The following is a 25442-nucleotide window of genomic DNA, read 5'->3' on the forward strand; positions in this document are numbered from 1 at the left end:
CCCTTCGCTCCTGCAGGCGCACAACCTTCGTGCTTCGTGTCTGTATCCGACTCCCGCAAGCCAACTGCCGTCCTAGCCGACCGCCAGCTCCGTTGCTCGCGGCCCGCTTCCCCGACGTACACCGGCGAGACTAACGGGCGTTCCCCATGACTGGTTGTCATCGGTTACGAGGCCGAGACTCTAGCGTGACCAAGCGGGCCCGCCAAGGAGCCCGATCACGCCTGTGACCTGAGTTACGCCTTTTTGCCAGGCAACCAACCACGATCAGTAAGCAAAATCGCGCGAATTTGCCCCGTTCGGAGGTACCGCAGCGTGTGCGTTAACTGATCCGCCCGACGAATGAGGTGACATAACACACGAGACCGACACCGCTTGTCAAGCTCGCGGAACGGCCCTCTGAAGAGGGCGGTCGGGCCCCGACGCAACGAGCCCGGCCCGAGCGCTCTGCGTGCTCGGGCCGGGCTTCCCCTCCCCTCACCGTGGGATCTGCACCCCAAGGCGAGTCGATCCCCTCATCTCGGAAGTCCGAGCTTCCGCGCGCACGCGGGCCACGCGCCGTAGCCCCCGCGGTCCGCGCGCACCACCTCGGCGATGGCGATCTGCTGCTCCCGCGTCGCGCGGTGCGGGTACGCGTCGAACCGCTCACCGCCGTACGCGGCCCAGGTCGCGCGGCTGAACTGCAAGCCGCCGTAGTAGCCGTTGCCGGTGTTGATCGACCAGTTCCCACCGGACTCGCACTGCGCCAGCCGGTCCCAGACACCCACGGCCTCCGCTGTGCCGGGCGACACGGCCGTCACCGACACCGCACCGGACAGCGCGAGGGCCGCCGCTGCGGTCGACGTCGCGAAACCACGGAACCTCATCGCAATCCTGACTGCCGCACCTCCGGGCAGGAGGCCTCCGCCGACACCGGCGGAGCTCGGGGGGCGCCTCCACCCCGGCTTCCACAGTGGACGGTAGGCACGGCGCGGCGGACCGCAAGGCGAGCGCGGTCGGAGCCGCGTTACCAGGACGCGGACGGTAGGGAGTTGCGGGCTCGGGTTACACCTGGTCGAGCCCGAAGAGCCGCTCGGCGGTGGCGGTCGTCGCTACGACGAGTTCTTCCAGCGTCACACCACGGAGTTCAGCGAGGTCCCTGAGGGTGTAATTGACGCAGTAGGGCTCGTTCGGCTGGCCCCGGAACGGGTGCGGGGTGAGGAACGGCGCGTCCGTCTCCACCACCATCTGCTCCAGCGGCACCAGCTGCGCCGCCTCGCGCAGCGGCCCGGCGTTGCGGAAGGTCGCGGTCCCGGCGAACGAGCACACGTAGCCGGCGTCCACACAGGCCCGCGCGAACTCGGCGTCCCCGGAGAAGCAGTGCAGGACCACCTTCTCGGGAGCGCCTTCCTCGGCGAGGATCCGCAGGACGTCCTGGTGGGCGTCCCGGTCGTGGATCATCAACGGCTTGCCGCTGCGCTTGGCCAGGTCGATGTGCCAGCGGAACGCCTCCTGCTGCGGCTCCGGCGGCGAGAAGTCCCAGTAGTAGTCGAGCCCGGTCTCCCCGACCGCGACCACCCGCGGGTGCTGGACCAGCTCCTCCAGCACGCGGCGGTCGTCGTCGGTGAAGTCCTTGGTGCGGGTCGGGTGCAGCGCCACCGCGGCGAACACCCGGTCGTCCCAGGTCGCCGCCTCGACGGCCCACTGCGCGGAGGCGATGTCGTCGGCGACGGTGACCACCCGGCCGACGCCGGCGGCCGCGGCGCGGTCCACCGCGGCGCGCACCTCCTCCGGCGTCTTCGCGCCGCAGGCGTCCAGGTGGGTGTGCGCGTCCACCGCGGAGGCGGGCAGCGCCTCCGGCACCGGCGGCAGCTCCCGCTTGCGGTTCCGCTTGCTCATCGCACCTCTCCCACGCGGGTCACCGCAGTCCTGGGGCGACTGCGGGGCTCGCAGATCCATCCGGACGCGCGCGAGGGGCACCCGCGGGCGGCGGATGCCCCTCGGCTCGCCGGGCTCAGCTCTCGATCGGGGCCCACTCCGGGCCGGTCTCGGCCAGCTTCGGGTCCAGCTTGGCGAACAGCGGCGTCGGCTTGCTCAGCGGACGGCCGACCTCGATGTCGGTGGACCCCCACCGCGCCTGCTCGGCCGCGTAGTCGCCCATCAGCACCGGGTACTCGATGCTCTCGTCGTCCAGGTCGGCCACCTCGCGCAGCTCCGGCTGCGCCGACCAGACCCCGGTGCCGCCCAGCAGCTCGTGCACCTTCTGCGCCGAGTGCGGCAGGAACGGCGTGAGCAGCGTGTTGGCGTCCGAGACCACCTGCAGCGCGGTGTGCAAGACCGCGTCGCGCCGGTCCGGGTCGTCCTTGAGCTTCCAGGGCTCCTGGTCGGACAGGTACTTGTTGGCCGCCGACACCACGCGCATCGCCTCCTGCGCGGCGGCCTTGAACCGGGACCGCTCCAGGTGCCCGCCGACGGTGTCGAAGGCGTTGCGGGCCAGCGCCTTCAGCTCCTCGTCCGCGGGCTGCGGCGCGGTCGGGGCCGGGACGGCGCCGTTGTTCTTCGCCGCCATCGAGATGGAGCGGTTGACCAGGTTGCCCCACTCGTTGGCCAGCTCGAAGTTGATGCGGCGGACGAACTCGTCCCAGGTGAAGTCGGTGTCCTGGTTCTCCGGGCCGGCCACCGAGATGAAGTAGCGCAGGGTGTCCGGACCGAACTCGCGCAGGAAGTCCCGCACGTAGATCACCGTGCCGCGGGAGGTGGAGAACTTCGACCCGCTCATGGTGAGGAACTCGCTGGAGACGATCTCGTCCGGCAGGTTCAGCTCACCGAACGGGCCGACCGTCCCACCCTTGTCGCCCTGACCGTTGTGGCCCATCAGCAGCGTCGGCCAGATCTGGGCGTGGAAGGTGATGTTGTCCTTGCCCATGAAGTAGTAGCCCTTGGCCGACGGGTCGGTCCACCACTGCTTCCAGGCGTCCGCGTCCCCGGTGCGGCGGGCCCACTCGACGCTGGCCGACAGGTAGCCGATGACCGCGTCGAACCACACGTAGAACCGCTTCATCGGCTGGTCGCGCCAGCCGTCCAGCGGGATCGGCACGCCCCAGTCCAGGTCGCGGCTGATCGCGCGCGGGCGCATGTCCTCGACCAGGTTCTGCGCGAACTTGAGCACGTTCGGCCGCCAGCCGGTGCGGGTGGACAGCCACTTGCCCAGCGATTCGGTGAACGCGGGCAGGTCCAGGAACAGGTGCTCGGTCTCGACGAACTCGGGCTTCTCGCCGTTGACCCGCGAGACCGGGTTGATCAGGTCGGCCGGGTCGAGCTGGTTGCCGCAGTTGTCGCACTGGTCGCCGCGCGCGCCGTCGTAGCCGCAGATCGGGCAGGTGCCCTCGATGTAGCGGTCGGGCAGCGTGCGGCCGGTGGACGGGCTGATCGCGCCGGTGGTGGTCTTGGGCACCACGTAGCCGTTGCGGTGCAGCGCGAGGAAGAGCTGCTGGACGACCTCGTAGTGGTTGCCCGTGGTGGTGCGGGTGAACAGGTCGTAGGACAGGCCCAGGCCCTGCAGGTCCTGGGCGATCACCCGGTTGTACTTGTCCGCGAGCTGCCGGGTGGTCAGCCCCTCCTTCTCCGCCTGCACCGAGATGGGAGTGCCGTGCTCGTCCGTGCCGGACACCATGAGGACCTGGTTGCCCGCCATTCGCTGGTAGCGCGAGAAGACGTCCGAGGGCACACCGAAGCCGGAGACGTGGCCGATGTGCCGCGGACCGTTGGCGTAGGGCCAAGCCACAGCGGTCAACACAGAGGCACTCATGCCGTCCAGACTACGGTTCACAACGACGTGACCTCGAACGGGTTCCTGGTTCTCCGCGGCGCGCCCTGCCTCGCTCTGCCCGCCGGCGCCGACGTGCCCCCTCACCGCGAGCGCGGGGTCGGTCGGCGCCTGGTCGGCGGGGTGCTCGGTCAGCAGGAGACCGGTTGGGCGTGGGCCGGGTCCAGGGCGTTGCGGACCAGGCGGCCGACGTGGGGGTTGAAGGCCATCGCGACGTGCTCGGACAGGTCGGCCGGGCAGACGTCCTGCAGGACGATGTTCGTCGCGTCCGGTGAGTCCAGGTAGCCGCTGGTGTACGGGGTGACCAGCTCGTCGTACCTGGTCATGATCGTCGTGTACTCGATCCCGGGCACCGCGGCCCCGTCGGCGTTGAGCTCCCGCATGAACTCCGAGTCCGTGAAGAACTGGCGGCACGACCCGCACAGCTCGTCCGGGACCTCGCCGACCACCGGGATCTCCTCGGCCAGCCGGTCGAGCAGCTCGGAGGTGTCGTGCAGGGTGGTGCCGTCGTAGAGCGGGGTGATCGCGACGTAGCGCCGCACCTCCTCCGCGCCACCGAGGAACTTCAGGTAGTACTGCGGCATCACGGTGCCCTCGGAGTGGCCGACCAGGTCGACCCGTTCCGAGCCGGTCGCCTCCAGCACCTGGTCCACGAAGGCGGCGAGCTCGGGCGCGCTCTGCTCCATCGGCGCGAAGCCACCGGTGACCGGCGGCACCAGCGGCGGGCGACCGTAGGTCAGCGCGAACGTGCAGTACCCCTCCGCGACCAGCTCCGGGCCGAGGTACGCCCAGTTCGTGGACGCCGAGCCGCCGAGACCGTGCACCAGCACGACGGGCGTGGGGTGCTCGTCGCTGGGCCGGCAGTCCCAGTCGTTGACGCCGGGCGGCGCCAGATCGGCGGGCTCCGCCGTCGCCGGTGTGGCTGCGGCGGTGACGGCGAGCAGCGCCGCCACCGCGGCCAGGGCACGTCTGGTCCGCATGTCCTACCCCTTCCTCCGCGTGGTCCGCGAAGCTCAACGGGCTCGGACCGGGAGGAGTGACGCGCGCCACTGGCGGCGACACCGACGGGGAGAGGCATGAAAGCGCAGGTCAGCAGCGTTGTGCAGGCGACCCGCGCGCGGAATCGATCCTCACCCGGATGGCCTCAGGCCAGGTCGGCGCGGAAGAGGTCGACGTTGTACGGACCCCACCGGGTCACGGTGAAGTGGACCGCCGGGCCGTCCACCGACCACGGGTGCTGGAAGCCCCCGTAGAGCCCCGGGTGCTGCGCGCCGGACACCAGCACCTCGCCGTCGGTCCACGGGCCCGTCAGCTCCGGGGCGGTGCGCAGCACGATCGCCGCGCGGCGCTCGTCCAGGTGCACCGCGAACCACCGGTCGACGTGGCGGTGGAACTGCACCGACAGCTCCGCCACCGGGGCGCTGAGCACGGGCTGCGCGGCGCGCACGTCCCCGCTCCACCCGGTGCCGGTCCAGTACTCGTACCCGGCCGGGTCCAGCAGGTCGTCGACGCCGACGCGGGCCAGGCGCGCGGCCCCGAACCGGCCGCTCGGGGTGCCGAGCAGGTGCACCCGGCCGTCCACCACCCCGGCGAAGGCGATCATCTGGAACGGGTGGCCGCCGGGGTCGCGGCGCCGGAACCGGCTCCACCAGCGCTGCCCGCTGTTGGGCCACACGGCCGTGGTCGAACGGGTCCAGGTGCGGCCGCCGTCGTCGGAGTGCGCGAGGACTCCGTGGTTGGTGTGCCACACCCCGGGCACCCCCCAGCGGCGCACCGACATGCAGTGCAGGTAGTCGCGGCCGCCGACGGCGATGCCGGAGGTGGGGATGACGGTGTGCTCGCGCACGCTGCGGTCGGCCGGCACGCACTGGCCCGCGGTGCCGTCCGCGCGCGGGACCACCCAGTCGAACCGCAGCCCGGCGTCGAGGTCGGTGCTGGTGGACCGGGCGATGACGTTGGACCGCCAGTCGGCGCGCTTCGGGCCCGCGCCGTGCCCGCCCCACCCGGCGCCGTAGGTGTCGCCGAACGCCACCAGCACCCCGCCGCGGCCGTCGTCCCACATGATCCCCAGGTCCGTGGCGGTGATCCCGAAGCGGCTGGCGGTGCGGTTGCCCGAGTCCTCCCCGGTGATCCGGGCGAGCCGTGTGGCACCCAGCACGCGCACCATGCCACCACGGTAGGTCAGGTCCTCCCTGGTCGGTGCGGTCCTGGGCGTGGTCGGGCGGCGCGGGGCGCACGCCATACTGGCGCCGTGCCCTTCACCCAGCCGTTGGACGGGACGGCGAGCGCCGAGCAGGTGCTCCGCCGGTTGGCGGTGCGCGCGCGCCGCCGCGGCCTCGCCCCGCCCGCGGCGCTGACCGGCGACTGGTTCGGCGGCTCCGCCGTGCTCGCCCCCTCGGTGCGCATCGACGCCACGCCGCCCGAGCTGGCCTTCACCACGGTCGACACCACTCCGGTGCCCGCCGAGCCGGGCCCGGTCGGTGGTGGCTGGATCGGCTACCTCGGCTACGGCCTCACCGACCCCGGTCAGCACGCGCGACCCCGGCGGCTGCCCACCGCCGCGTGGGGGTGGGCCGACCACGTGCTGCGGCGCGACGCGAGCGGCCAGTGGTGGTTCGAGGCCCTGGGTGAGGTGCCGTCCGGGCTGGTCGAGGAGCTCGCCGACCTGCTCGTGTCGGACGACCCGCCGCCGGCGGGCTGGACGGCCGGGCCGGTCCGGCGGCCGGACGCCGACGAGCACGCCAAGGCGGTGCTGGGCTGCGTCGAGGAGATCAGCGCGGGCGAGATCTTCCAGGCCAACGTCTGCAGCCGCTTCGAGGTGCCGTTCCGGGGAGATCCGCTGGAGGTCTTCGCCGCGGGCAGCGCGCGGTTCCGGCCCGCCCGGGCCGCCTGCGTGTCCGGGACGTGGGGCGCGGTCGCGTCGCTGTCGCCGGAGCTGTTCCTGGCCCGGCGCGGGCGGGTCGTGCACTCCAGCCCGATCAAGGGCACGCTGCCGCGCCGCGGTCCGCAGGACGACCGCAACGCCGACCTGCTGCGCGCGTCGGTGAAGGACGTCGCGGAGAACGTGATGATCGTGGACATGGCGCGCAACGACCTGGGGCGGGTCGCCGAGGTCGGGCGGGTCACCGTGCCGCGGTTGCTGGACGTCCAGCCCCACCCGGGGGTGTGGCACCTGGTCTCGGACGTGCGGGCGGAGGTGCCCGAAGAGCTGCCGAACTCGGCGCTGCTGGCCGCGGCGTTCCCGCCCGCGTCGGTGACCGGGGCGCCGAAGGTGCGCGCGCTGGAGGTCATCGCCGAGCTGGAGGCGCAGCCGCGCGACGTCTACTGCGGCGCGGTGGGCATGGTCTCGCCGGTCGCGGGCCTGGAGCTCAACGTGGCGATCCGGACCCTGGAGCTCGCCGACGGCGTGTTCCACCTGGGCGTCGGCGGCGGCATCACCGCGGACTCGGACCCGGACCGCGAGTGGCACGAGGTCCTCACCAAGGCCGCCCCGGCCCTCGACCTCCTCACCCAGACGCCGCACGCCTGACCACCGGCGCAGGTGGCGCGCGCCAGGCCTGGCCCGTCTCCAGGCCCCGGTCGGGGCGCAGTTCCGCTCGGGACGGGCACGCTCCCGGCGCCCGGGAGGTCTGCGGGGAGCTTCCCCGCCTGCGTCAGCGGCGGGCGGCGAGGACCGCGTCGTAGAGCTCCTTCTTGCGGACGCCCGCGAGCTCGGCGACCTCGGCCACCGCGTCCTTGAGCCGCACGCCCTCGGCGGCCCGCTGCTCCACCTGCGCCACGAGGTCCGCCGGGTCGGTGGTCTCCGGCTCGGCCCCGCCGAGCACCACGGTGATCTCGCCGCGCACGCCCTCGGCGGCCCAGGCCGCCAGCTCCGCGAGGGTGCCGCGCCGGACCTCCTCGTAGGTCTTGGTCAGCTCACGGCAGACCGCCGCCCGCCGCTCCCCGCCGAGCACGTCCACCGCGTCGGCCAGCGCCTCGGCGAGCCGGTGCGGCGCCTCGAAGAACACGCAGGTGCGCTCCTCGGTCGTCAGCCGGCGGAACCAGCGGCGCCGCTCGCCCTGCTTGCGCGGCGGGAAGCCGTCGAAGCAGAAGCGGTCGGACGGCAGCCCGGACAGCGCCAGCGCGGTGGTGACCGCGGACGGCCCCGGCAGGCAGGTCACCGGCAGCTGCTCGGCGATGCACGCCGTGACCAGCCGGTACCCGGGGTCGGACACGCTGGGCATGCCGGCGTCGGTGACCAGCAGGACGGTGCGCCCCTCGCGCAGCGCGTCGAGCAGCATCGGGGCGCGCGCCGACTCGACCCCTTCGTAGTAACTGACCACCTTGCCGGTCGGTGCCACGCCGAGCGCGCTGGCCAGCGCTCGCACCCGCCGGGTGTCCTCGGCGGCGACGACGTCGGCCGAGCCGAGCGCCTCGACCAGCCGCGGCGAGGCGTCGCGGACGTCGCCGAGCGGGGTGGCGGCGAGCAGGAGCGTGCCGGAGTCCATGACGGCCAAGCCTAATGACGCCCAGACCCCCGCCCCGGCCCGCCCGGCAGGCGGGGTCCGGCGACGACCACAGCACCGCGCCCCACCGGTGACGGCGCCGACACGCCCGCCGCGCCACGCGACGACGTGGTGGGAGACCTCCTCCCACCCCACCCCGGTACTGGGGTGATCCGCCCGTCGCCGGTCCTGGGACGGCCGGTGTCTCCTACGATCGGGGGCCGTGAGCGTCCTCGTCCCCAGCACCGGTGGCCGCAGCGCCGACGACCTGGTCCACGTCGGCCGCACGCCCCCGGCGCGGCAGCCGGGCGAGACCGACCCCCTGCCGCTGCTGGACGTGACGATGCCGACCGACCGGGCCCGGAGCTGGCTGGTGACGCTCGCGATCACCCTGGTCGCCGGGATCGTGCGGCTGTGGGACCTCGGGCACGCGACCAACGAGGGCACCCCGGTCTTCGACGAGAAGCACTACGTGCCGCAGGCGTGGCAGATGCTGCGCAACGGCGGCTACGAGGACAACCCGGGCTACGAGCTCGTCGCACACCCGCCGGTGGGCAAGCAGCTGATCGCGGTCGGCGAGTGGCTGCTCGGCTACAACCCGTGGGGCTGGCGGATCATGGCCGCGCTGACCGGCACGTTCATGGTGCTGCTGGTCGTGCGCATCGCCCGCCGGATGACGCGGTCCACCCTGCTCGGCGCGCTGGCCGGGATCCTGCTGATCTGCGACGGGCTCAGCCACGTGCAGTCCCGGGTCGGCATGCTCGACATCTTCCAGGCGATGTTCCTGCTGGCCGCGTTCGCCTGCCTGCTGGTGGACCGCGACCAGGTGCGCAGCCGGATGTGGCAGGTCTGCGCGGACGGCCGGCTGGGCGACAGCGTCTGGGGACCGCGGCTGGGGTTCCGCTGGTGGCGGTTCGGCGCCGGGCTGCTGCTCGGGCTGGCCTGCGGCGTCAAGTGGAACGGCATCTACTACATCATGGCGTTCGGCCTGCTCAGCGTGGTCTGGGACGCGCTGGCCAGGCGGGCGGCCGGGGTTCGGCGCCCGTGGCGGGCCGCGCTGGTGCGCGACACCGCGCCCGCGCTGTGGTCGCTGGTGGCGATCCCGCTGCTGACGTACTTCGGGACGTGGGCGCTGTGGTTCGCCAGCGAGACCGCCACCGACCGGCACGCCGTGCTGCTCAACGACGACGTGGGCTTCGGCTTCCTGCCGGACCCGCTGCGGTCGCTGCTGTACTACCAGCTCAACGTGCTGGACTTCCACACCCACCTGGTGACGCCGAAGGACCCGCACCCGTGGGAGTCCAAGCCGTGGGCGTGGCCGATGGGCATGCGCCCGATGCTCTACTACTACGAGTCCGGGATGCCGGGCTGCGGCCGGGCCAGCTGCGTCGAGGCGACGATGCTCATCGGCACCCCGGCGATGTGGTGGCTGGCGCTGCCGGTCGCGGGCTGGGCGGTCTGGCGCGCGACGAGCCGGATGGACTGGCGCTACGCCGCGGTGCTGGTCGGCTACGGCGCCGGCTACCTGCCGTGGTTCATCAACCTGGACCGGCAGATGTACTACTTCTACGCCACGCCGCTGGTCCCGTTCCTGGTGCTGGGCATCGTGCTGGTGCTGGGCGAGGTGCTGGGCAGCCGCCGGGACCACTTCGAGCGCCGCCGCACCGGGCTGCTGGCGGTCGCGCTGTACGTGGGCCTGGTGGTGGCCAACTTCATCTGGCTGTGGCCGATCCTCAACGGCGAGCCCATCACCCCGGAGCGCTGGCAGGCCGAGCTCTGGCTGCCGTCCTGGCGCTGACGCCTCAGCCGCGCGGCTCCCAGCGGAACCAGGCGCGGGCGAGCACCGCCAGCACCGCGGTCCAGGCCAGCAGGGCACCGGCGGCCGGGAGCGCGTCGACCAGCTCCGCACCGGTCATCGCGACCCGCACCAGGTCCACCACGCCACCGCTGGGCACCACGAGCGCGAACGGTGTGTCGCTCATCGACACCCACACCGCTCCGCCGATGAGCACCACGAACCACGGCATGGTGGTGATCTGCGCCTGCTCCGAGCTCGCGGTCCAGCCGCTGGTGGCCGCGCCCGCCACCAGCGACATCGCGGTCCCGAGCAGCACCGCGAGCAGCAGCGGCAGCAGGTTGGCCGGGGCGGGCGCCCCGAGGGCGATCGCGAGGCCCACCACCACGACCGTCTGCGCCAGTCCGAGCAGGACCACCGGCAGCAGCAGCCCGGCCAGCACCCCGGCGTCCGGCAGCTCCCCGCTGCGCAGCCGCTTCAGGTACCGGTCCTCGCGGCGGCCGGCCAGCGCCGCGGTCGTGGTGAAGTAGACGGTGAAGCCCTGCACGGCCAGCACCTGCAAGCCCAGCACCACCGACCAGGCGAGCGGCCCGGCGTCGGCGGGCACGCGGTGGGCCAGCACGATCCCGAGCAGCAGCGGCACGGTCGTCGCGCTGACCAGCACGGCCTTGTTCCGCGCCAGCAGCTTCCACTCGGTGCGCCCGAGGGCGAGGACGGCCGACGTCATGCGACCAGCACCTCCTCCCGGACGCCGCGGAAGACGTCCTCCAGCGTGGCGTGGTGGGCGCGCAGACCGCGCAGCTCCACGCGACCGTCCGCCCAGGTCAGCAGGGTGTGCAGGTCCCGTTGCAGGTCGGGGGTGCGGACCTCGACGCGGGTGCCGGTCACCTCCGCCGTCCCGACCAGCGGGGGCAGGGCCGTGCCGCGCTGGACGTCGAAGCCGATCCGCGCGCGGTGCGCGGCGAGCACGTCGACCAAGCGCCCGGACACCGCGATCCGCCCCTCGTGCATGATCGCCAGCCGGTGCGCGAGCCGTTCGGCCTCCTCCAGGTAGTGCGTGGTGAGCAGCACCGTGGTGCCGCGCGCGAGCAGCCCGCGCACCAGGTCCCAGGTGGCGCGGCGGGACTCCGGGTCCATGCCGGTGGTCGGTTCGTCGAGGAACAGCAGGTCCGGTTCGCCGAGCAGCGCCAGCGCCAGGTCGAGGCGCCGGCGTTCGCCGCCGGAGAGCTGCCGGACCCGCACGTCGCGCCGCCCGGCCAGCCCGACCGCCGCCAACGTACCGTCCACATCGGACGGACGCGTGGTGAGCGCGCCGCCCAGCCGCGCGGTCTCCAGCACGGTCAGGTCCCCGGCGAAGCCGCCTTCCTGCAGCATGATCCCGGTCCGGCGGCGGATCGAGCGGTCCTGCCACGGATCGCGCCCGAACACCCGCACCACCCCGCTGCTGGGCTCGCGGTGGCCTTCGACGGTCTCCATCGTGGTCGTCTTGCCCGCGCCGTTGGTGCCGAGCAGCGCGAACAGCTCACCCGCCTGCACCTCGAAGTCGATGCCGCGGACCGCTTCGTGCTGCCCGTACCGGCAGCGCAGGTCCCGCACGCTGATCACTGGTGTCGTCATGGCCCCAGCCTCGCCGGACGGGCCGGGCGCCGGTAGCGCGTTGCGTCAGCGATGGCGGTGTTCGGTGTCAGCAGGATCGATGACTGATGTCATTCCGGCCGGGCGAGCGCCACCGATGGACGATGCTGGACGGGTGAACGCCACACCCGAGTTCGACCCCCGGCGCATCCGGCGGCTGCGCCGGTACACGTGGTGGTCGATCGTGCCGATGCAGCCGCTGTACGCGCTGGCCCCGCTGCTGCTGCTCGTGGCCGGGGCGTCGGAGGGCCGCTACAGCACCGTCGAGGTCGTGCTGCTGGGGCTGGCCGCGGTGCTGGCCGCGGTCGACGGGACGTGGATGTCCCTCAGCCTCATGCAGGGCCTCGGGCACGGCAAGCACCGGCCCGCGCTGCACGCGGTGGTGTTCGCGGGCGCGCTGGGCGCGATGGCCTACACGATGCACAAGGACGGCAGCGGACCGCTGTGGTCGATGGTGGTCAGCGGTCTGGCCGGGGTGCACGTCTCGGCCGCGCCGTACCGGCTGCGCTGGCCGCTGGCGATCGGCATGACGCTGCTGGTCGCGGTGGTCGGCACCGTCGCCAGCTCCCCGGCGGAGCCGCTGCTCGGGCTGGTCCGCGGGCTCGTCATCGCGTTGGTGGTGGCGGTGATCATGGTGGTGGTGCTGGCCTCGGTGTGGTTCTGGGACATCGTGCTCGAGCTCGACCGGGCCCGGACGGTCAGCGCCGAGCTGGCGGTGGCCAACGAGCGGTTGCGGTTCGCCGCCGACCTGCACGACGTCCAGGGCCACCACCTGCAGGTGATCGCGTTGAAGGGCGAGCTGGTCGAGCGGCTGGTCGGCGTGGACGACGAGACGGCGCGCGCCACGGCGGCCGAGATCGCCGAGCTCGCGCGGACCGCGCTGAGGGACACCCGCGACGTGGTGCACGGCTACCGGCACACGGAGCTGACCGCGGAACTGGAGAACGCGCGGGAGATACTGGAGGCCGCGGGTGTGCGGACCACGGTGGACGGTGGTGCGGCGCTCGTGCCGCCACCGCTGCAACCGCTGTTCGGCGCGCTGGTGCGCGAGGGTACGACGAACGTGCTGCGGCACTCCCGCGCGGAGCGCTGCGAGCTGCGCATCACCGCCGACGGACCGAACACCAGCATCGTGCTGCGCAACGACCGGCCGAAGCCGCCGAACGGCGAGGCGGGGTCGGGCATCGAGGGACTGCGCCAGCGGTTCCGCGCCCTGGGCGGTCACGTCGAGGGGTGCCTGGTGGACGGTTGGTTCGAGCTGCGCGGCACCGCCGCGGAACCGGGGAGGACGTCGTGATCCGAGTGGTGCTGGCCGACGACGAGGACCTGATCCGGGGTGCGCTGGCGGCGCTGCTGGACCTGGAGCCGGACGTGTCGGTCGTCGCCCAGTGCGGCAACGGTGCCGAGGCGGTCCGCGCGGTGCGCGAGCACGCGCCGGACATCGCGGTGCTCGACCTGGAGATGCCCGAGGTCGACGGGGTGCAGGCCACCCGCGAGCTGGGTGGGGAGGTGCCGGTCGTGCTGGTCACCCGGCACGCGCGTCCCGGCGTGCTCAAGCGCGCCCTGGAGGCGGGGATCCGCGGGTTCGTCCCCAAGACCACGCCCGCGTCCCGCCTGGCGGCGATCCTGCGCGACGTGCACGACGGCGGGCGCTACATCGACCCGGAGATCGCGGCCAGCGCGCTGACCAGCGGCGCCTGCCCGCTCACCGACCGGGAGCTGGAGCTGCTCACCCACACCCTGCAGGGCGGCACGATCGCCACCATCGCGGCGGAGGTGCACCTGGCCCCGGGGACGGTCCGCAACTACCTGTCGTCGGCGATGACGAAGCTGGGCGTCTCGACCCGCCACGAAGCGGCCCGCCGCGCCTGGCAGGAGGGCTGGATCTGACTCACCCGCCCGAGCTGCGCATCCGCGAGCCGCCCTGAACGCGGCCCCGCGATCCCCATCGGGATCGGACGTCCGGGTTCGATGGGGATCGCGGGGTGGGGTCGGGACTGGCCCGGTCAGGCGAGGTCGGTGAGGGTCTTGCGGAGGGCGGCGACCGCGTCGACCAGCTCCTCCGGCCGGGCCGAGAGCGGCGGGCGGGCGCGCAGCGAGTCCGGACCCGACGGGAGGAAGAGGGTCCGGTGGCGGTCCCGGGCGATCGCCAGCGCCCGGTCCCGCTGGGCCGGGTCACGGAAGCTGATCGCGCACATCAGGCCGCGCCCGCGCGGGTGCTTGACCAGGGACGGGAACTCGGCGGCCAGGTCGCGGAGCTCGCCGAGCAGCAGCTCACCCATCTGCCGGCTGTGCTCGAACAGGCCCTCGGCCTCGACGACCTCCAGGATCCGCGTCGCGCGCACCATGTCGACCAGCGACCCGCCCCAGGTGGAGCTGATCCGGCTGGGCTCGCGGAACGCGTTGTCGGCGATCTCCAGCACCCGCCGGCCGCCCATCACGCCGCACACCTGCAGCCGCTTGCCGAACGCCACCAGGTCGGGTTCCAGCCCGAGCGCCTGGTGCGCCCACGCCTGCCCGGTGAGCATGCCGGTCTGCACCTCGTCGGCGACGGTGAGCACGTCGTGCTCGCGGCACAGCTCCTGCACCGCCTGCAGGAACTGCGGCCGCAGGTGCCGGTCGCCGCCCTCGCCCTGGATGGGCTCGTAGACGAAGCAGGCGACCTCCCGGCCGTAGCGGCGCAGCGCGGCGCGGGCGGCGTCGAGCGCCACCTCCTCCTCCGGCAGCAGCCCGGCGCTGTCCCACCGCTCGCCCGGCTCGATCGCCGGGCTCGGGATGCGCGGCCAGTCGAACATCGGGTAGTCGCGGACCTTCGCCGGGTCGGTGTTGGTCAGCGACAGCGTGTAGCCGCTGCGGCCGTGGAACGCCCGCTCCAGGTGCAGCACGCGGGAGCCGCGGACGGCGATCCCGTTGCGGGCGTTGCGCTTGGTCTTCCAGTCGAAGGCGACCTTGAGCGCGTTCTCCACCGCGAGGGTGCCGCCGTCGATGAAGAACAGCAGCGGCAGCTCGTCGATGCCGACCACGCGCGTGAAGGTCTCCGCGAACCGGGCCTGCTCGACGGTGGCGAAGTCCGGGTTCGACGGCTTGACCCGCCCGGCGCGCACCAGCGCCGCCTCGAACTCCGCGGTGCGCAGGCCGGGGTGGCCGTGCCCGAGCGGCGCGGAGCTGAAGAACATCGTCAGGTCCAGGTACTCGGTGCCGTCGCGCACGTCGCGGAGGCGGCAGCCGTCGCCCGCGTCGAGGTCCACGACGATGTCCATCAGGTCCCCGGTGACCTGCGCCTTCAGGGACTCCACCACGTCCCCCGCGGACGCGCGGGGAGCGGGTACGTCGGTCGGTGCCACGTCGCGAACGGTCTCGTGCTGAGCGGTCATCATCGGCCTCCCGGACCCGTGTCACACCATCTTCACGAGAAGAATTGCATCCGCAGCGCCCTCTAGACAACATACTTCCGTCATAAGTGGGTGCAGGCAGAAGATCTTCTTTCGCTGCACCCTCCCGGCGTCACCCGTCCGGACCTGCCGGGGGCGGCTCTCCACCCCTGCGCCCGGGTGGCGACCGAGGAACCTGCACGGGAGTACCGGACCGCCCGCTACGACCGCTGCCGATCGCGTCCGCGATGTCCGTCGAGGCGCCGCGCACCACCAGGGCGAGGAGACGTCCCGCCCTCGACCGAGGGTCAGCGGTCCACGGAGGACGAGCGGCGCCTGCTCCCCGGCGCCGTCGAGCGCCGGGTCGACGCCCCGCGGCGCGAGCGTGCGGACCCGCTCCACCAGGCCGTCGCCGTAGGTGACCGGGATGGCGCCCGAGGAGCGCAGGGAGTCGTGGTTGCCCTCGCTCGCCGTGCCGGTCACCGTGGCGCCCCGGGCGACGGCCAGCTGCACCGCGACGGTGCCGACCCCGCCTGCCGCCGCGTGCACCAGCAGCGTCTCGCCCTCCCGGACGCCGAGCACCTCCAGCGCGGTGTGCGCGGTCTGGCCGCACCCGGACAGCCCGCCGCCCTCCTCGAACGTCATCGTGTCCGGCTTGCCCACGACCCGGTCGGTCGGCCCCACGACGAACTCGGCGCAGGAGGCCAGCACCGCGAAGCCCACCGCCTCGGTGCCGACCGGGAACCCGGTGGCGTCGGGCCCGGTCTCGTCGACCACCCCGGAGAACTCGTTGCCCAGCACGGTCGGCGAGCCCACCCCCGCCCCGAGCGGCGCCCTGCCCTGCCGGACCGCGCAGTCGTGGGGCTGCACCCCGGCGGCCCGCACCCGGATGCGGGTCGGGCAGCTCCGCCATCCGCAGCACCCCCGGCCCGCCCGGCTCGTCGACCACGATCGCCCGAACGTCCGTCCCCCTGGGTCGTCGTCGGCCCCACCAGCGTGCGACTTCGACCCGACTGGAGGTCAACCCACGACGTCGAGCACCTCGACCTCGCCCTCCGGGGTGAGCTCCAGGATCGGGATCCGCCGCCCCACCGCGTCACCGGTCACCGGGTCGAACTGGAAGCTCCCGCCCGCGCCGGCCACCACGTGCTCCGCGTCGTTCATCAGGTACAGCTGCGGCAGGACGTCGGACGGGGCGGGCAGGTGCAGCCCCTGGCCGATGGCCGCGCGGGACGCCTGCGCCGCCGCGAGGACCGCGTCGTGCTGCATGATCGCCCACCCGTTGCGCAGGTCCGCCTCGGGGAAGCCGTTGTTGCGGAACTCGGCCTCGAACCGCTGGTACACCTCGCGTTCCGGGTTCCACCGCGGGTCTTCCAGCGCCTTCGGCTCGGCCAGTCCGGTGTAGACGACCGAGACCGGGGCGTCGTTCGGCCCGGGCGGGCCCAGCGAGACCTGGAGGTCGCTGGCGTCGGAGGCCGTCACCACGGTGACCGCGCGGTCGGTGGCGCAGCCGCGCTGCCGGAGCTGGGCGACGAAGTCCGGCAGCAGGATGGCGCGCCCCGCGTAGAAGAACACGTCGGGCGGGTTGCTGCCGCACAGCCGCCCCGCGATGGAGTTGAACTGGGCGACGATCCCGGGCGTGCGCGGAACGCCGGAGTAGGGCATCCACGACGGCCGGCCGCCGCCCCAGTAGGCGCTGAAGTACCGCTCGAACCCTTCCCGCAGCGTCCGGGTGTAGAAGTCCGCCGGGTTGGTGTCCGCGACGACCAGGGCCCGGTGCAGGTCCGGCCGGTGCTGCGGGAGGAACTCGGCGAGCGCGGCGAGCTGGGCGTCGTTGCTGGAGTTGACCCGCACCAGCCCGTACGCGCCGGTGCCGGTGGTGTTCAGCCCGTCGGCGGTGATCACCGACCCGACCGCGGGGATGCCGGCCGCGGCCAGCTCCCGAGCGCCGTCCACGGTCTGCTGCACGCTGACGCCGAGGCCGGTCACCGCGACCAGCGGCTGCGGGTCGTCGACCAGCTGCTCGAGCTCGCCGACCACGGGTCGCCACGCCTGCTCGCGGCTGCCCTCGTTCGCCAGCACCAGGCGGACCTTGAGGTCGTACCCGCGGTTGGCCTGCACCTGCGCCACGTGCGCGCCTTCCAGCAGCGCGCGGATCTGGTCGGTGGACAGCAGGCCGTTCGGCGGCTGGCCGCGCTCGCTCGGCAGCGGGATCGGCACCAGCACCGCGATGGTGACGCCGCGCTGACCGGCCACCCGCCGGTTCTCCTGGTGGATCTTCTCGGTCACCGCGTCGAAGTCCGGGTGGAAGGAGGTGGACCCGTCGCTGATGCCGACGCACTCGCCGCCGTCGTCCCACAGGTCCCCGCCGCACGGGACCGCGATCGGGTAGAGCAGTGCGCCGAGCACCACGACCGCGACCACCGCGGCGGTGATCAGCTTGACCCGCCGACGGCGCCGTCCGCGGCTGGACAGACCGGCGGTGATCCGTCTGGTGCCGGTCCGCCGTCCTGGTTCCTGCGAGATGAGCACGACAGGTCTCCTCCGGTCTCGGTCAGCGGATCTGCTCGGCGTCGCGGCGGTACTTCTGCCCGTCCTCCAGCAGCGCCGCCATGTCGTCGGAGTGCGGTGCGACGCGGTCGTAGGCGTCGGCGACGGTGAGCTTCAGCAGCCGCAGCCCTTCCTCGAGCAGCGGGTCGTTCTCCAGCCACCGGGCGGGCACGAGCTTGGCGAGCGAGGCCAGCGGCTCGTCCAGGTCCCGGGCCCACGCGGACAGCTCCTGCACGTGGCGCAGCGGCGGGACCGAGGGGTCCACCCGGTTCGGCGCGGACACGACGGTCTCCAGCAGCGTCCGCCACTCGGCCACCGGCAGGTCGCCGAGCAGCTCCGCCAGCCGTCGCGTGACGGCCTCCACCTCGCCGATCGCCAGGTCGTGGTGCAGTTCCTCGGCCACCGCAGGCTCGCGGCGCTGCCCCTTCGCCCCGGCGTCGCGGAAGAACTCGTGCACCGCCGCCCACGACGCCGGGTGGTCCGCCGGGCGCGCCGCGAGCCGCTGCAGCAGCAGGCGTCTCAGCACGCGCGGCAGCACCGCTGGGCCGCCCGGCTCGTCCTGGAACCACAACGACGGCGCGAGGACGTCGTCGAGCTCCCCGGCGCTGGCGGTGAGCAGACCGCTCGTGGCGCGGAGGTGCCGCGCCCGCTCCAGGTCCGGGGCCGCCGAGCAGGTCACCAGGTCTGCGCGGGCGGCGTCGGAGAGACCGGTGAGGAACGGCTCCAGGATCCGGTCCGCGACGGTGCGGTCACCCGACGCCGTCCCGAGCAGGGCGTGCAGGTCGAGCCGGCGGTCGGCGTCCGCGAACGCCCGGACCAGCAGGGCGGTGGAACCGGGGTGGCCGTCGGTGAACCGGTGCACGGCGGCGGCGACGCTGCGGTGGTCGCGCACGCCCGTGCCGGCCACCAGCCGCGCCACCTCGGCGCGCGTGAAGTTCCGCAGCCGCACCGGGTACCAGTTCCGCTCGTCGCCGACGCCGCCGTGCCACTGGGTGTAGTCGTCGTAGCCGGCGTCCTCGGCGGTGGGCAGCGAGGGGATGTTCGCCCAGGTCTGCGTGCTGCTGCGGCTGGTCGCCACCACGGTGAGCGGGTCCGCGGCGCTGCCGCCGGTGGGCCGTTCGACCTCGCGCACGCTGTCGCGCGCCCGGACCAGCCCGTCGAGGAACCGGCGACCGGCCGGGGTGTCGATGTTGTCGAGCAGCACCGCGCAGTTCAGCGTCCTGCGGTCGACGTACCGGCCGCGGTGGAACTCCGCCCGCAGGTCGGCGAGGAACGCCGACCACAGCAGCTCTTCGGCGTACAGGGCCTGCTGGTCGTTCTCCGGCCGGTTCGTCATGAGGTTGAGGTCGACCAGCTCGTCGATCGGGTCGCGGTCGAGCCGCCGGTCCTGGTGCCCGTACCAGTGCTGTCCGGTCCCGAGCACCACGCGACGTCCCCAGCGCCAGGACAGCAGTCCCTTGATCACGAGGTCCGGCAGGAGCTTCGCGATGGAGCCGGGGACCGGCACCTGTCCGAGCAGGCCCAACGTGGCCAGGTCGTCGGCGATCTCGCCGAGCGTCGACCGGAGCTCCTCGATGTTGCGGTGCGCTTCCAGCGCCTGCACCACCTGCTTGCGCGCCGTGCCGCGGTTCAGGCGGTTGAGCTGTTGCACGATCACGACCTGTCCGGCGGTGAACCGGGGGAACGCCAGCCGACCGAACCGGCGGTGCTCCTCGCTGAGCTGGAACACCAGCGCGGACAGCCGCTGCCAGACCGGTGTCCCCGGAGCGGTGTCGAGGTCTTGACGCGCGTGCGGGATGTCCAGCGCGGTGTCGAGCTCGTCGACCAGCCGCGTCTTGCCGCTGCTGCGGGGGCCGGTGAAGACCAGCACGGGCACCCACCGGCTCTGCGGCACGCCTCGGCCGTCCTCGGGGCGGGCCAGGAACTCCTCGACCAGGTCCAGCTCGTGCTCCATGGCGGTCTCCGTCCGCGTCGCTCCTCGGCTGGTCCAGCGAACCGGAAGCGGTGCCCGGCCCACCAGGCCGGGACGCCGGTTCCGGACGATCCGGATCCTCCGGAAACCGTCCGGAACAACCGTTTTCGCTGATCGCAGCCGTGGAGCGGTCCGACGGCGCTACTGTGTCCGACGAACACCCGGACTCTCCGGAACGGGGTGCGGAGGAAGGTGGGAGGCCCCGGAGTGCAGGACGTCGGTGAGGGGACCGAGCCGCTGGACCCGGACCGCTGCACGACGCGCGAGGAGTTCACCGCGCTGCTGAACGAGGCCCGGCACCGCGCCGGCCTGTCCTACGCCGGGGTGGAACGCAGGGCCCGGAGCCTCCCGCCGCGGGACGGGCACCAACCCAGCCTGGCGCGCAGCACGCTCAGCGACATGCTCACCGGCAAGCGCGCCCCGAACAAGACGAACCTGGAGATCTACCTCCTGGTCTGCGGGGTCCCCGAGAAGGACCTGCCGCGCTGGATGGAAGCCCGGCGGCGGGTCTGGGAGGCCACCCCCGAGCCGACGCGGAAGCCCGCGCCGACGTACCACCTCCGCACCGTTCTCGTGACCGCGGTCGGCGCGCTGCTGCTCGGCGCGGCCGTGGGAGCGGGCGGCCTGTCCCTGCTGTCCCCCGACCCCGCCCGCGGCAGCGCGGGCCCGCTGGTGCCGCTCGAGGTGCGCACCCACGACTGGACGCACTGGAGCCCGGACCCGCGGAACGAGACCCGCGCCGGCGAGGTCTGGCCCGGCAGGCACGGGTTCGTCTGCTGGACCGTGGGCACGCGCTACACCTGGCACGACGCGACGGGCACCGACCGGACCAGCAGCGACACCTGGCTGCGCCTCGCCACCGACTACTACGGCAACCGCGGCGTCTACGTCAGCGACCTGGCGGTGGCGACGGAACCCGAGGCCCCCAAGCGCGTGCTGCCCCAGTGCGACTGAGCGCTCAGGCAGGGTCCTTCGAGGCCGCGTCGATGACCTCGTCGAGCACCTCGCGGGTCCCGGTCAGCTCGGCGATCCGCCGGTCGATGCGCTCCCGCTCGGCGACGAGCTCGGCGACCAGCCGCGGGGTGGCGGTCGCGGCGGGCACAAACGTCCCCGGCATGATCAGCGTCCCCTACACGGTCGAGCTCAACTGGTCCTGGACCATGCGCAGGAAGTCGGGGCCGGTGAGGCCGCGGCCGAACAGGATGAGGTCGGTACGCCCAGCTGCGCGAGGACTCCGAGCACAGCGGCCGCGTCCTGTGCCTGGCCCTGCACCCCTTCGTCATCGGCCAACCGTTCCGCCACGCTACCTCGACCAGGCCCTGGAACACCTGGCCGCCCAACCAGAAGCCTGGCTCACCACCAGCGACGACATCACCGCGCACTACCTGGGGAGGCGGTGAGCGGCCGAGTCCACTTGGGACAGATCCACCTGGTGCTCCGGTCCACGATCAGGTCCGGGCCTCGGTCCGCGGGTTCGCCGCGCTGCGGCGCAGCAGGACGGGGGCGCCGAGCAGGACCGGTACGGCGATGAGGAGGCAGATGACGGTGGCGGTGCCCCCGACTCCGGTGCTGGCCAGCAGGACCGGCGCGGTCAGGGCGCCGACCATCTCGAAGGCGTCCATGAGCGGGATGAAGGTCGCGTAGAACCGGCCGGTCATCTCCGGGGGCAACCGCTTCTGCACCTCGGCGAAGTAGACCACGGTGGCGACGGACTCCAGGAATCCCGCGGCCACCATGCAGAGGAGCGCGAGCGGGAGCCGGTCGACCCACGGCAGCGCCAGCCAGGCCAGTCCTTCGAGGACGTTGCCGACGAAGTACAGCCTGCCGGGGTGGAAGCGGCCCAGCGCGGTGCTCAGCAGCGCGCCGAGGACGCCTCCGGTGCCCATCGCGGCGACCAGCCAGCCGTTCGAACCGGGGTGGTCGGCGAAGTGGTCCTTCGCCAGGCCTGCGGTGAAGACCTCGCCGACCGCGACCGCGGCCCCGTAGGTGAACGCCGTGAGCACCACCGCGCACAGCATCCGGTCGCCGGCGAGGGCACGCACCAGGACCACCGGGCCAGTGACGAACATCTGCCGCAGCTCGTCGCGCACGCCCCCGCTGGCTCCCTCCCGTGCCGGGCGGTTCGGCAAGCCCCACACCAGCAGCCCGGAGAGCACGGTGATCCCGCCTTGGGCGGGGAAGCTCGCTTCGACGCCGACCGTCGCGATGAGCAGCCCGACGAGCAGCGGCCCGACGATGGAGCTCAACCGCTCCGCGGTGACGATCACCGCGTTGCCGCGGGTCTCCTCGCCCTCCTCGATCACCACTGGCCGCAGCGCCATCCGCGCGGGCAGCCCGAAGGTGTACACGACCCCGGCGGCGAACATGAGCAGCTGCAGCTGCGCCAGGGACTGGGTGAGCGGCACCGACGCGACGACCACCGCGTTCACGAGGGCCGTGGACCACGCGACCACGCGCGGCTCCCACCTGTCCACGACGTGACCGACGACGATCCCGAACACGACGTTGGGCACCAGGCGCGCGGCGAGCGCCAGCCCGGACTCCCACCCCAGGCCGTATCTGTCGATGACGAAGAACGGGACCGCGACGACCAGCATCGACCCGGCGAGCCGGTGGAGCAGCACAGACGCCGCGAGCCGCGCGAGCGGCCGGTGGTCACGCAAGAACGCCCACAACGATCCCGGGCGGACCCGGCTCCCCGTCTCCCCCACAGCCCTCACCGATCGTCGCCACGCAGACCGCTCCGCGCCCCCGTCACGTCCAGCGGACCTGCACGCCCCCAGTGCACCGACGTCGGCCGCGCCCCCGCGCGGGCCACGCGCCCGACGGCTCCATGATGGCCGGTCACGGGTCACCTGTCGCGCGAATTTCTCGGCACGGTGCCGAGGAAGGCAGGCGCGGACGATCGGAGCCGCAACAACGAGAAGGGCCACCCGCGGTGCGGGTGGCCCTTCGTCTGTGGGCCTAACGCTTCAGAACACGAACACCCTAACGGCGGAAGGCCCTGAGATCAGGATCAAGCCGGTGGGTACTCGTCGCGTGTTCTCGGGCGGTGGTGCCCAGTGAACCGCGAAGAGATCATCACCGGACTAACCGACGCCCAGGCCGATGGGCTGGCCTGCGTCATCTGTGGACTGGACTACCTACTCACTCGTGGCTCCGTGTCCGTTCCTGTCGGCCGGTCGATGACCGGCTCACAGGTGTTCGTCTGCATCGACCGCTGCGCCGAGCTGGCCGGAGTCGACCCGACGACGATGGGTCGCCGTGCGGGCGGTGGTCGCCGATGACCGCCGCCACCGAGTCAAACGCCCAGACTCCTCGCGGGGATCGGGCGCTGTGGTTGCAGTGCGCCTGCACCGCGTTGGTTGCGCTGGGCGCTGCCTATGCCTCGTACCGGCACGGCCGGGAGTTCGCGTGCGGTTCGGCGCGGACGAGATCACAGCGGCGATCTGGCCGCTGATCGTGGACGGCATGTTGATGACAGCCACGGTGGAGCTGTGGAAGACCGGACACCACGCACGCAGGCGCGGCGGCGGTCAGTGGTCGGCGTGGCTGTTGTTCCTGTTCGGGGTCTCCCTCTCGCTCTGCGCCAACGTGGCCGCCGCGCCGGAGCTGAGTGTGCTGGCGGTCGCGGTTGCCGCCTGCCCGCCGCTGGCATTGCTGCTGTCGGTCGAGCTGCTGAACCGCGCGCTCAAGCGCCGCCACGCCGAGACCACCAACGAGACCCGAAACGAGACCACCGAGACCGGCGACGGGACCGAACGGCCGGTAAGGCTCTCGCTGGTCTCGGGCCAGTCCCGCCAGCAGACCCAGCCGACAGCGGAACAACGGATGTGGGCCTACTACCAGACCGAGTGGACCAAGGGCCGCACGCCGACCGGCGCGGAGCTGGACCGGATCGCCGGAACGAACAACTATGGCCGCCGAATCCTGCGGCGTTGGAAGGGCGAGGGACGGATATCCGGTGGGGCTGCGCTGACGCGGGACGAGAGGAAGGCGATCGGGGCTTAGAGTGACCTTGTGGGCTTCCTCGAAACGAACGGCGCTCCTCTGATCACGGATGGTGGTTTGGCGACCGAGCTTGAGGCGCGCGGGCATGATCTCTCGGACCCTTTGTGGTCGGCGCGGTTGTTGGTGGACGCTCCCGAGGAGATCAAGGCCGCTCACCTGGCGTTCTTCCGCGCGGGCGCCATGATCGCGACGACGGCGAGCTACCAGGCATCCTTCGATGGCTTCCGGAGCGGGGCATCGGGGGAATGACGCTGGTCGGTTGTTGCGGCGCAGCGTCGAGCTGGCGCAGGCTGCCCGCGCTGAGATGGCCGATGACGGGCGTGAGCGGTGGGTGGCGGCCTCGCTCGGCCCGTATGGTGCAGCCTTGGCCGATGGGTCGGAGTATCGGGGCCGCTACGGGTTGAGCGTGGCTGAGTTGGCGGCATGGCACCGTCCCCGCCTGGAGGTGCTGGCGGACGCGGGGCCGGATGTGCTGGCGCTGGAGACGGTGCCGGACATCGACGAGGCGGAAGCGTTGGTGATCGTGGTTTCCGGGATCGGCATTCCTGCGTGGCTGACATACAACATCGATGGGGATCGCACGCGCGCCGGGCAACCGATGGCGGAGGCGTTCGCGCTCGCCAGAGATGTGCCGGAGGTTGTGGCAGTGGGCGTCAACTGTTGTGCCCCGTCCGACGTGCCAGCCGCGATCGCCACGGCACGTGAAGTGACCGGGAAGCCGGTGATCGTCTATCCGAACAGCGGCGAGGGCTGGGATGCGCAGCGCCGGACGTGGCTGGGACCGTCGCGGTATTCCGCAGTGCAAGCCCGGCAGTGGGTGGCTGACGGTGCACGGATCGTGGGCGGGTGTTGCCGAGTGCGCCCGGCTGATATCGGCAACATCGCTCGGGCTGTGGTCGGCGCGGGTTAGTGCCCGTATCCGGCGTCGACCAGGATGCTCCGGAGCTGGCAGGCTGCGTCGCGGACTGAGGGCTTGGCGTGGGTGACGTCGAGCTGATCGAGCGCGCCCAAGAGGGTGGTTGCGGTTCGGGTTGAGCCGACCTCGTCGACGTAAGGCATGACGCGCTCGATCGTTTGGTCTGCGTCCCGCCACGCTTGCGCACGAATCTGCGCGTTGAGCAGGGAGGCGAGGTGGTTGTAGCGGCGTCGCACTTCACGGCCTGGGGTGACCTCGATGGAGGCTTGGAAGGTGTCGGCCGCCTGGTTCCAGTCGGCCGAGTCCGCCTGGATCATGGCTTCGTGCCAGGCCAACTCTTGGTCGTTGATCCACCAGGCCCATGCCGGGTCGTCGTCGCGTACACCGTCCAGGTACAGGGAGTGGGCTTGGCGGAACGTGCGTTCGGCCGTGGTCTCGTCACCTGCCAGCGCCAGTGCGCGGGCTTCGCGGGTCCGAAAGAGGGCTTCCAGCCGGGGCGAGAGCGTGTTGGTTTCCAGCACCATGCGCGCGATACGCAGGGCTTCCACGGGACGGCCGAGGTGACCGGCGTGCATGGACATGTTCTGCAAGATCAGCAGCTCCATGCTGTGGTCCCCGGCCAAGCGGGACAGGTGCAGGGCTTCGTGGTTGATGCGGCGCACGAGATCGTGTTTGCCCGCGTCGTAGAGCAGCCACCCCGTGACTTCGCCGAGTTCGCCGGCTGCGGCGTACAGGTCGCGTTCGATGCTGGGGTCGCACTGGCTGGCCCCGAGTTTGCGGTGAACCGAGCGGAAGAGCTGGAGGGCGACCCCCGGAGGACTGGTCGCCGCCGAACTGGATATCGAGGTCAACAAGCTCGCCGATGCGGCTACGCAGCGTTTCGACGTAACCGCTGTCGAGCCGGAC

Annotated in this window: 21 protein-coding genes and 2 pseudogenes; 8 read left to right on the forward strand and 15 right to left on the reverse strand. The window is 72.6% G+C overall.

What is annotated here, in order from left to right; translation table 11 throughout:
- Nucleotides 1-512: 512 nt before the first annotated feature.
- From HNR68_RS00210 to HNR68_RS00230, 5 genes and pseudogenes are all read right to left on the reverse strand, one after another.
- Nucleotides 513-758: pseudogene (locus HNR68_RS00210) on the reverse strand (transglycosylase family protein); the annotation flags it as partial.
- A 283-nt stretch (nucleotides 759-1041) separates the two neighbouring features.
- Complete coding sequence (locus HNR68_RS00215; RefSeq protein ID WP_179716449.1) at nucleotides 1042-1875, reverse strand: TatD family hydrolase; 834 nt, start codon at nucleotides 1873-1875, stop codon at nucleotides 1042-1044.
- A gap of 115 nt (nucleotides 1876-1990) precedes the next feature.
- Entirely contained in the window at nucleotides 1991-3784 is a 1794-nt protein-coding gene (metG, locus tag HNR68_RS00220; protein ID WP_179716451.1) for a methionine--tRNA ligase, read from the reverse strand.
- Between the two features lie 149 nt (nucleotides 3785-3933).
- A complete protein-coding gene (locus HNR68_RS00225; protein ID WP_179716453.1) occupies nucleotides 3934-4782 on the reverse strand; it encodes an esterase/lipase family protein in 849 nt (282 codons plus the stop codon).
- Nucleotides 4783-4946: 164 nt separating this feature from the next.
- On the reverse strand, nucleotides 4947-5969 hold the full coding sequence (locus tag HNR68_RS00230) for a glycoside hydrolase family 183 protein (RefSeq protein ID WP_179716455.1): 1023 nt from the start codon (nucleotides 5967-5969) through the stop codon (nucleotides 4947-4949).
- An 84-nt stretch (nucleotides 5970-6053) separates the two neighbouring features.
- Here HNR68_RS00230 and HNR68_RS00235 point away from each other — a divergent pair, with 84 nt between their 5' ends.
- Nucleotides 6054-7331 (forward strand): aminodeoxychorismate synthase component I, encoded by a 1278-nt coding sequence (locus tag HNR68_RS00235; RefSeq protein WP_179716457.1) that lies wholly within the window; start codon nucleotides 6054-6056, stop codon nucleotides 7329-7331.
- Nucleotides 7332-7455: 124 nt separating this feature from the next.
- Here the strand turns inward: HNR68_RS00235 and rsmI are convergent, their stop codons facing one another.
- Nucleotides 7456-8289 (reverse strand): 16S rRNA (cytidine(1402)-2'-O)-methyltransferase, encoded by an 834-nt coding sequence (gene rsmI, locus HNR68_RS00240; RefSeq protein WP_179716459.1) that lies wholly within the window; start codon nucleotides 8287-8289, stop codon nucleotides 7456-7458.
- A gap of 220 nt (nucleotides 8290-8509) precedes the next feature.
- Between rsmI and HNR68_RS00245 the strand changes: the two genes are divergently transcribed.
- Nucleotides 8510-10084, forward strand: coding sequence for a dolichyl-phosphate-mannose--protein mannosyltransferase (locus tag HNR68_RS00245; protein WP_179716461.1), 1575 nt, complete (start codon nucleotides 8510-8512; stop codon nucleotides 10082-10084).
- Nucleotides 10085-10088: 4 nt separating this feature from the next.
- Here HNR68_RS00245 and HNR68_RS00250 read toward each other — a convergent pair whose 3' ends face one another.
- Entirely contained in the window at nucleotides 10089-10808 is a 720-nt protein-coding gene (locus HNR68_RS00250; protein WP_179716463.1) for an ABC transporter permease, read from the reverse strand.
- Complete coding sequence (locus HNR68_RS00255; protein ID WP_179716464.1) at nucleotides 10805-11698, reverse strand: ABC transporter ATP-binding protein; 894 nt, start codon at nucleotides 11696-11698, stop codon at nucleotides 10805-10807. Before HNR68_RS00255 ends, HNR68_RS00250 begins: the two co-directional genes overlap by 4 nt.
- Before the next feature lie 133 nt (nucleotides 11699-11831).
- Here HNR68_RS00255 and HNR68_RS00260 point away from each other — a divergent pair, with 133 nt between their 5' ends.
- Both HNR68_RS00260 and HNR68_RS00265 read left to right on the forward strand, forming a co-directional pair.
- Complete coding sequence (locus HNR68_RS00260) at nucleotides 11832-13013, forward strand: sensor histidine kinase (protein ID WP_343049853.1); 1182 nt, start codon at nucleotides 11832-11834, stop codon at nucleotides 13011-13013.
- Nucleotides 13010-13606 carry a response regulator gene (locus HNR68_RS00265; protein ID WP_179716465.1) on the forward strand — a complete coding sequence of 199 codons (597 nt, stop codon included), beginning with the start codon at nucleotides 13010-13012 and terminating at the stop codon, nucleotides 13604-13606. The genes HNR68_RS00260 and HNR68_RS00265 overlap by 4 nt, the downstream gene beginning before the upstream one ends.
- A gap of 116 nt (nucleotides 13607-13722) precedes the next feature.
- Here HNR68_RS00265 and lat read toward each other — a convergent pair whose 3' ends face one another.
- From lat to HNR68_RS00285, 4 genes are all read right to left on the reverse strand, one after another.
- Nucleotides 13723-15060 carry an L-lysine 6-transaminase gene (gene lat, locus HNR68_RS00270; RefSeq protein ID WP_343049854.1) on the reverse strand — a complete coding sequence of 446 codons (1338 nt, stop codon included), beginning with the start codon at nucleotides 15058-15060 and terminating at the stop codon, nucleotides 13723-13725.
- A gap of 51 nt (nucleotides 15061-15111) precedes the next feature.
- Entirely contained in the window at nucleotides 15112-15972 is an 861-nt protein-coding gene (locus HNR68_RS00275) for an alcohol dehydrogenase catalytic domain-containing protein (protein ID WP_380573370.1), read from the reverse strand.
- A 135-nt stretch (nucleotides 15973-16107) separates the two neighbouring features.
- Complete coding sequence (locus HNR68_RS00280) at nucleotides 16108-17619, reverse strand: type 1 periplasmic-binding domain-containing protein (protein ID WP_179716467.1); 1512 nt, start codon at nucleotides 17617-17619, stop codon at nucleotides 16108-16110.
- 22 nt (nucleotides 17620-17641) lie between these two features.
- Nucleotides 17642-19591 carry a hypothetical protein gene (locus HNR68_RS00285; RefSeq protein WP_179716468.1) on the reverse strand — a complete coding sequence of 650 codons (1950 nt, stop codon included), beginning with the start codon at nucleotides 19589-19591 and terminating at the stop codon, nucleotides 17642-17644.
- 210 nt (nucleotides 19592-19801) lie between these two features.
- On the opposite strand from HNR68_RS00285, the gene HNR68_RS00290 reads away from it, so the two are divergent.
- Entirely contained in the window at nucleotides 19802-20563 is a 762-nt protein-coding gene (locus tag HNR68_RS00290; protein WP_179716469.1) for a helix-turn-helix domain-containing protein, read from the forward strand.
- Between the two features lie 4 nt (nucleotides 20564-20567).
- On the opposite strand, the gene HNR68_RS00295 is transcribed toward HNR68_RS00290, so the two are convergent.
- Nucleotides 20568-20726 (reverse strand): MerR family transcriptional regulator, encoded by a 159-nt coding sequence (locus HNR68_RS00295; protein ID WP_218888147.1) that lies wholly within the window; start codon nucleotides 20724-20726, stop codon nucleotides 20568-20570.
- Nucleotides 20727-21057: 331 nt separating this feature from the next.
- Nucleotides 21058-22233 carry an MFS transporter gene (locus HNR68_RS00300; protein ID WP_179716470.1) on the reverse strand — a complete coding sequence of 392 codons (1176 nt, stop codon included), beginning with the start codon at nucleotides 22231-22233 and terminating at the stop codon, nucleotides 21058-21060.
- 438 nt (nucleotides 22234-22671) lie between these two features.
- On the opposite strand from HNR68_RS00300, the gene HNR68_RS00305 reads away from it, so the two are divergent.
- From HNR68_RS00305 to mmuM, 3 genes and pseudogenes are all read left to right on the forward strand, one after another.
- Nucleotides 22672-22896, forward strand: a complete 225-nt coding sequence (locus HNR68_RS00305) for a hypothetical protein (RefSeq protein ID WP_179716472.1) — start codon at nucleotides 22672-22674, stop codon at nucleotides 22894-22896.
- 127 nt (nucleotides 22897-23023) lie between these two features.
- Nucleotides 23024-23620: a DUF2637 domain-containing protein gene (locus HNR68_RS00310; protein WP_343049856.1), complete on the forward strand. Its 597-nt coding sequence runs from the start codon at nucleotides 23024-23026 to the stop codon at nucleotides 23618-23620.
- A gap of 9 nt (nucleotides 23621-23629) precedes the next feature.
- Nucleotides 23630-24530, forward strand: a pseudogene (mmuM, locus tag HNR68_RS00315) (homocysteine S-methyltransferase).
- Here mmuM and HNR68_RS27760 read toward each other — a convergent pair.
- Nucleotides 24527-25387: an NsdA family TPR-like regulatory protein gene (locus HNR68_RS27760; protein WP_484592930.1), complete on the reverse strand. Its 861-nt coding sequence runs from the start codon at nucleotides 25385-25387 to the stop codon at nucleotides 24527-24529. The pseudogene mmuM and the gene HNR68_RS27760 overlap by 4 nt on opposite strands.
- Nucleotides 25388-25442 lie beyond the last annotated feature (55 nt).

It is taken from the genome of Saccharopolyspora hordei (assembly GCF_013410345.1).
In the GTDB taxonomy this organism is placed as follows: domain Bacteria; phylum Actinomycetota; class Actinomycetes; order Mycobacteriales; family Pseudonocardiaceae; genus Saccharopolyspora; species Saccharopolyspora hordei.

Bases quoted from the DNA above. Each gene is read 5' to 3' on its own strand.
- HNR68_RS00215 (WP_179716449.1), bottom strand. From the start codon at position 1,875: ATGAGCAAGCGGAACCGCAAGCGGGAGCTGCCGCCGGTGCCGGAGGCG.
- metG (WP_179716451.1), bottom strand. From the start codon at position 3,784: ATGAGTGCCTCTGTGTTGACCGCTGTGGCTTGGCCCTACGCCAACGGT.
- HNR68_RS00225 (WP_179716453.1), bottom strand. From the start codon at position 4,782: ATGCGGACCAGACGTGCCCTGGCCGCGGTGGCGGCGCTGCTCGCCGTC.
- HNR68_RS00230 (WP_179716455.1), bottom strand. From the start codon at position 5,969: ATGGTGCGCGTGCTGGGTGCCACACGGCTCGCCCGGATCACCGGGGAG.
- rsmI (WP_179716459.1), bottom strand. From the start codon at position 8,289: ATGGACTCCGGCACGCTCCTGCTCGCCGCCACCCCGCTCGGCGACGTC.
- HNR68_RS00250 (WP_179716463.1), bottom strand. From the start codon at position 10,808: ATGACGTCGGCCGTCCTCGCCCTCGGGCGCACCGAGTGGAAGCTGCTG.
- HNR68_RS00255 (WP_179716464.1), bottom strand. From the start codon at position 11,698: ATGACGACACCAGTGATCAGCGTGCGGGACCTGCGCTGCCGGTACGGG.
- HNR68_RS00285 (WP_179716468.1), bottom strand. From the start codon at position 19,591: ATGGAGCACGAGCTGGACCTGGTCGAGGAGTTCCTGGCCCGCCCCGAG.
- HNR68_RS00295 (WP_218888147.1), bottom strand. From the start codon at position 20,726: ATGCCGGGGACGTTTGTGCCCGCCGCGACCGCCACCCCGCGGCTGGTC.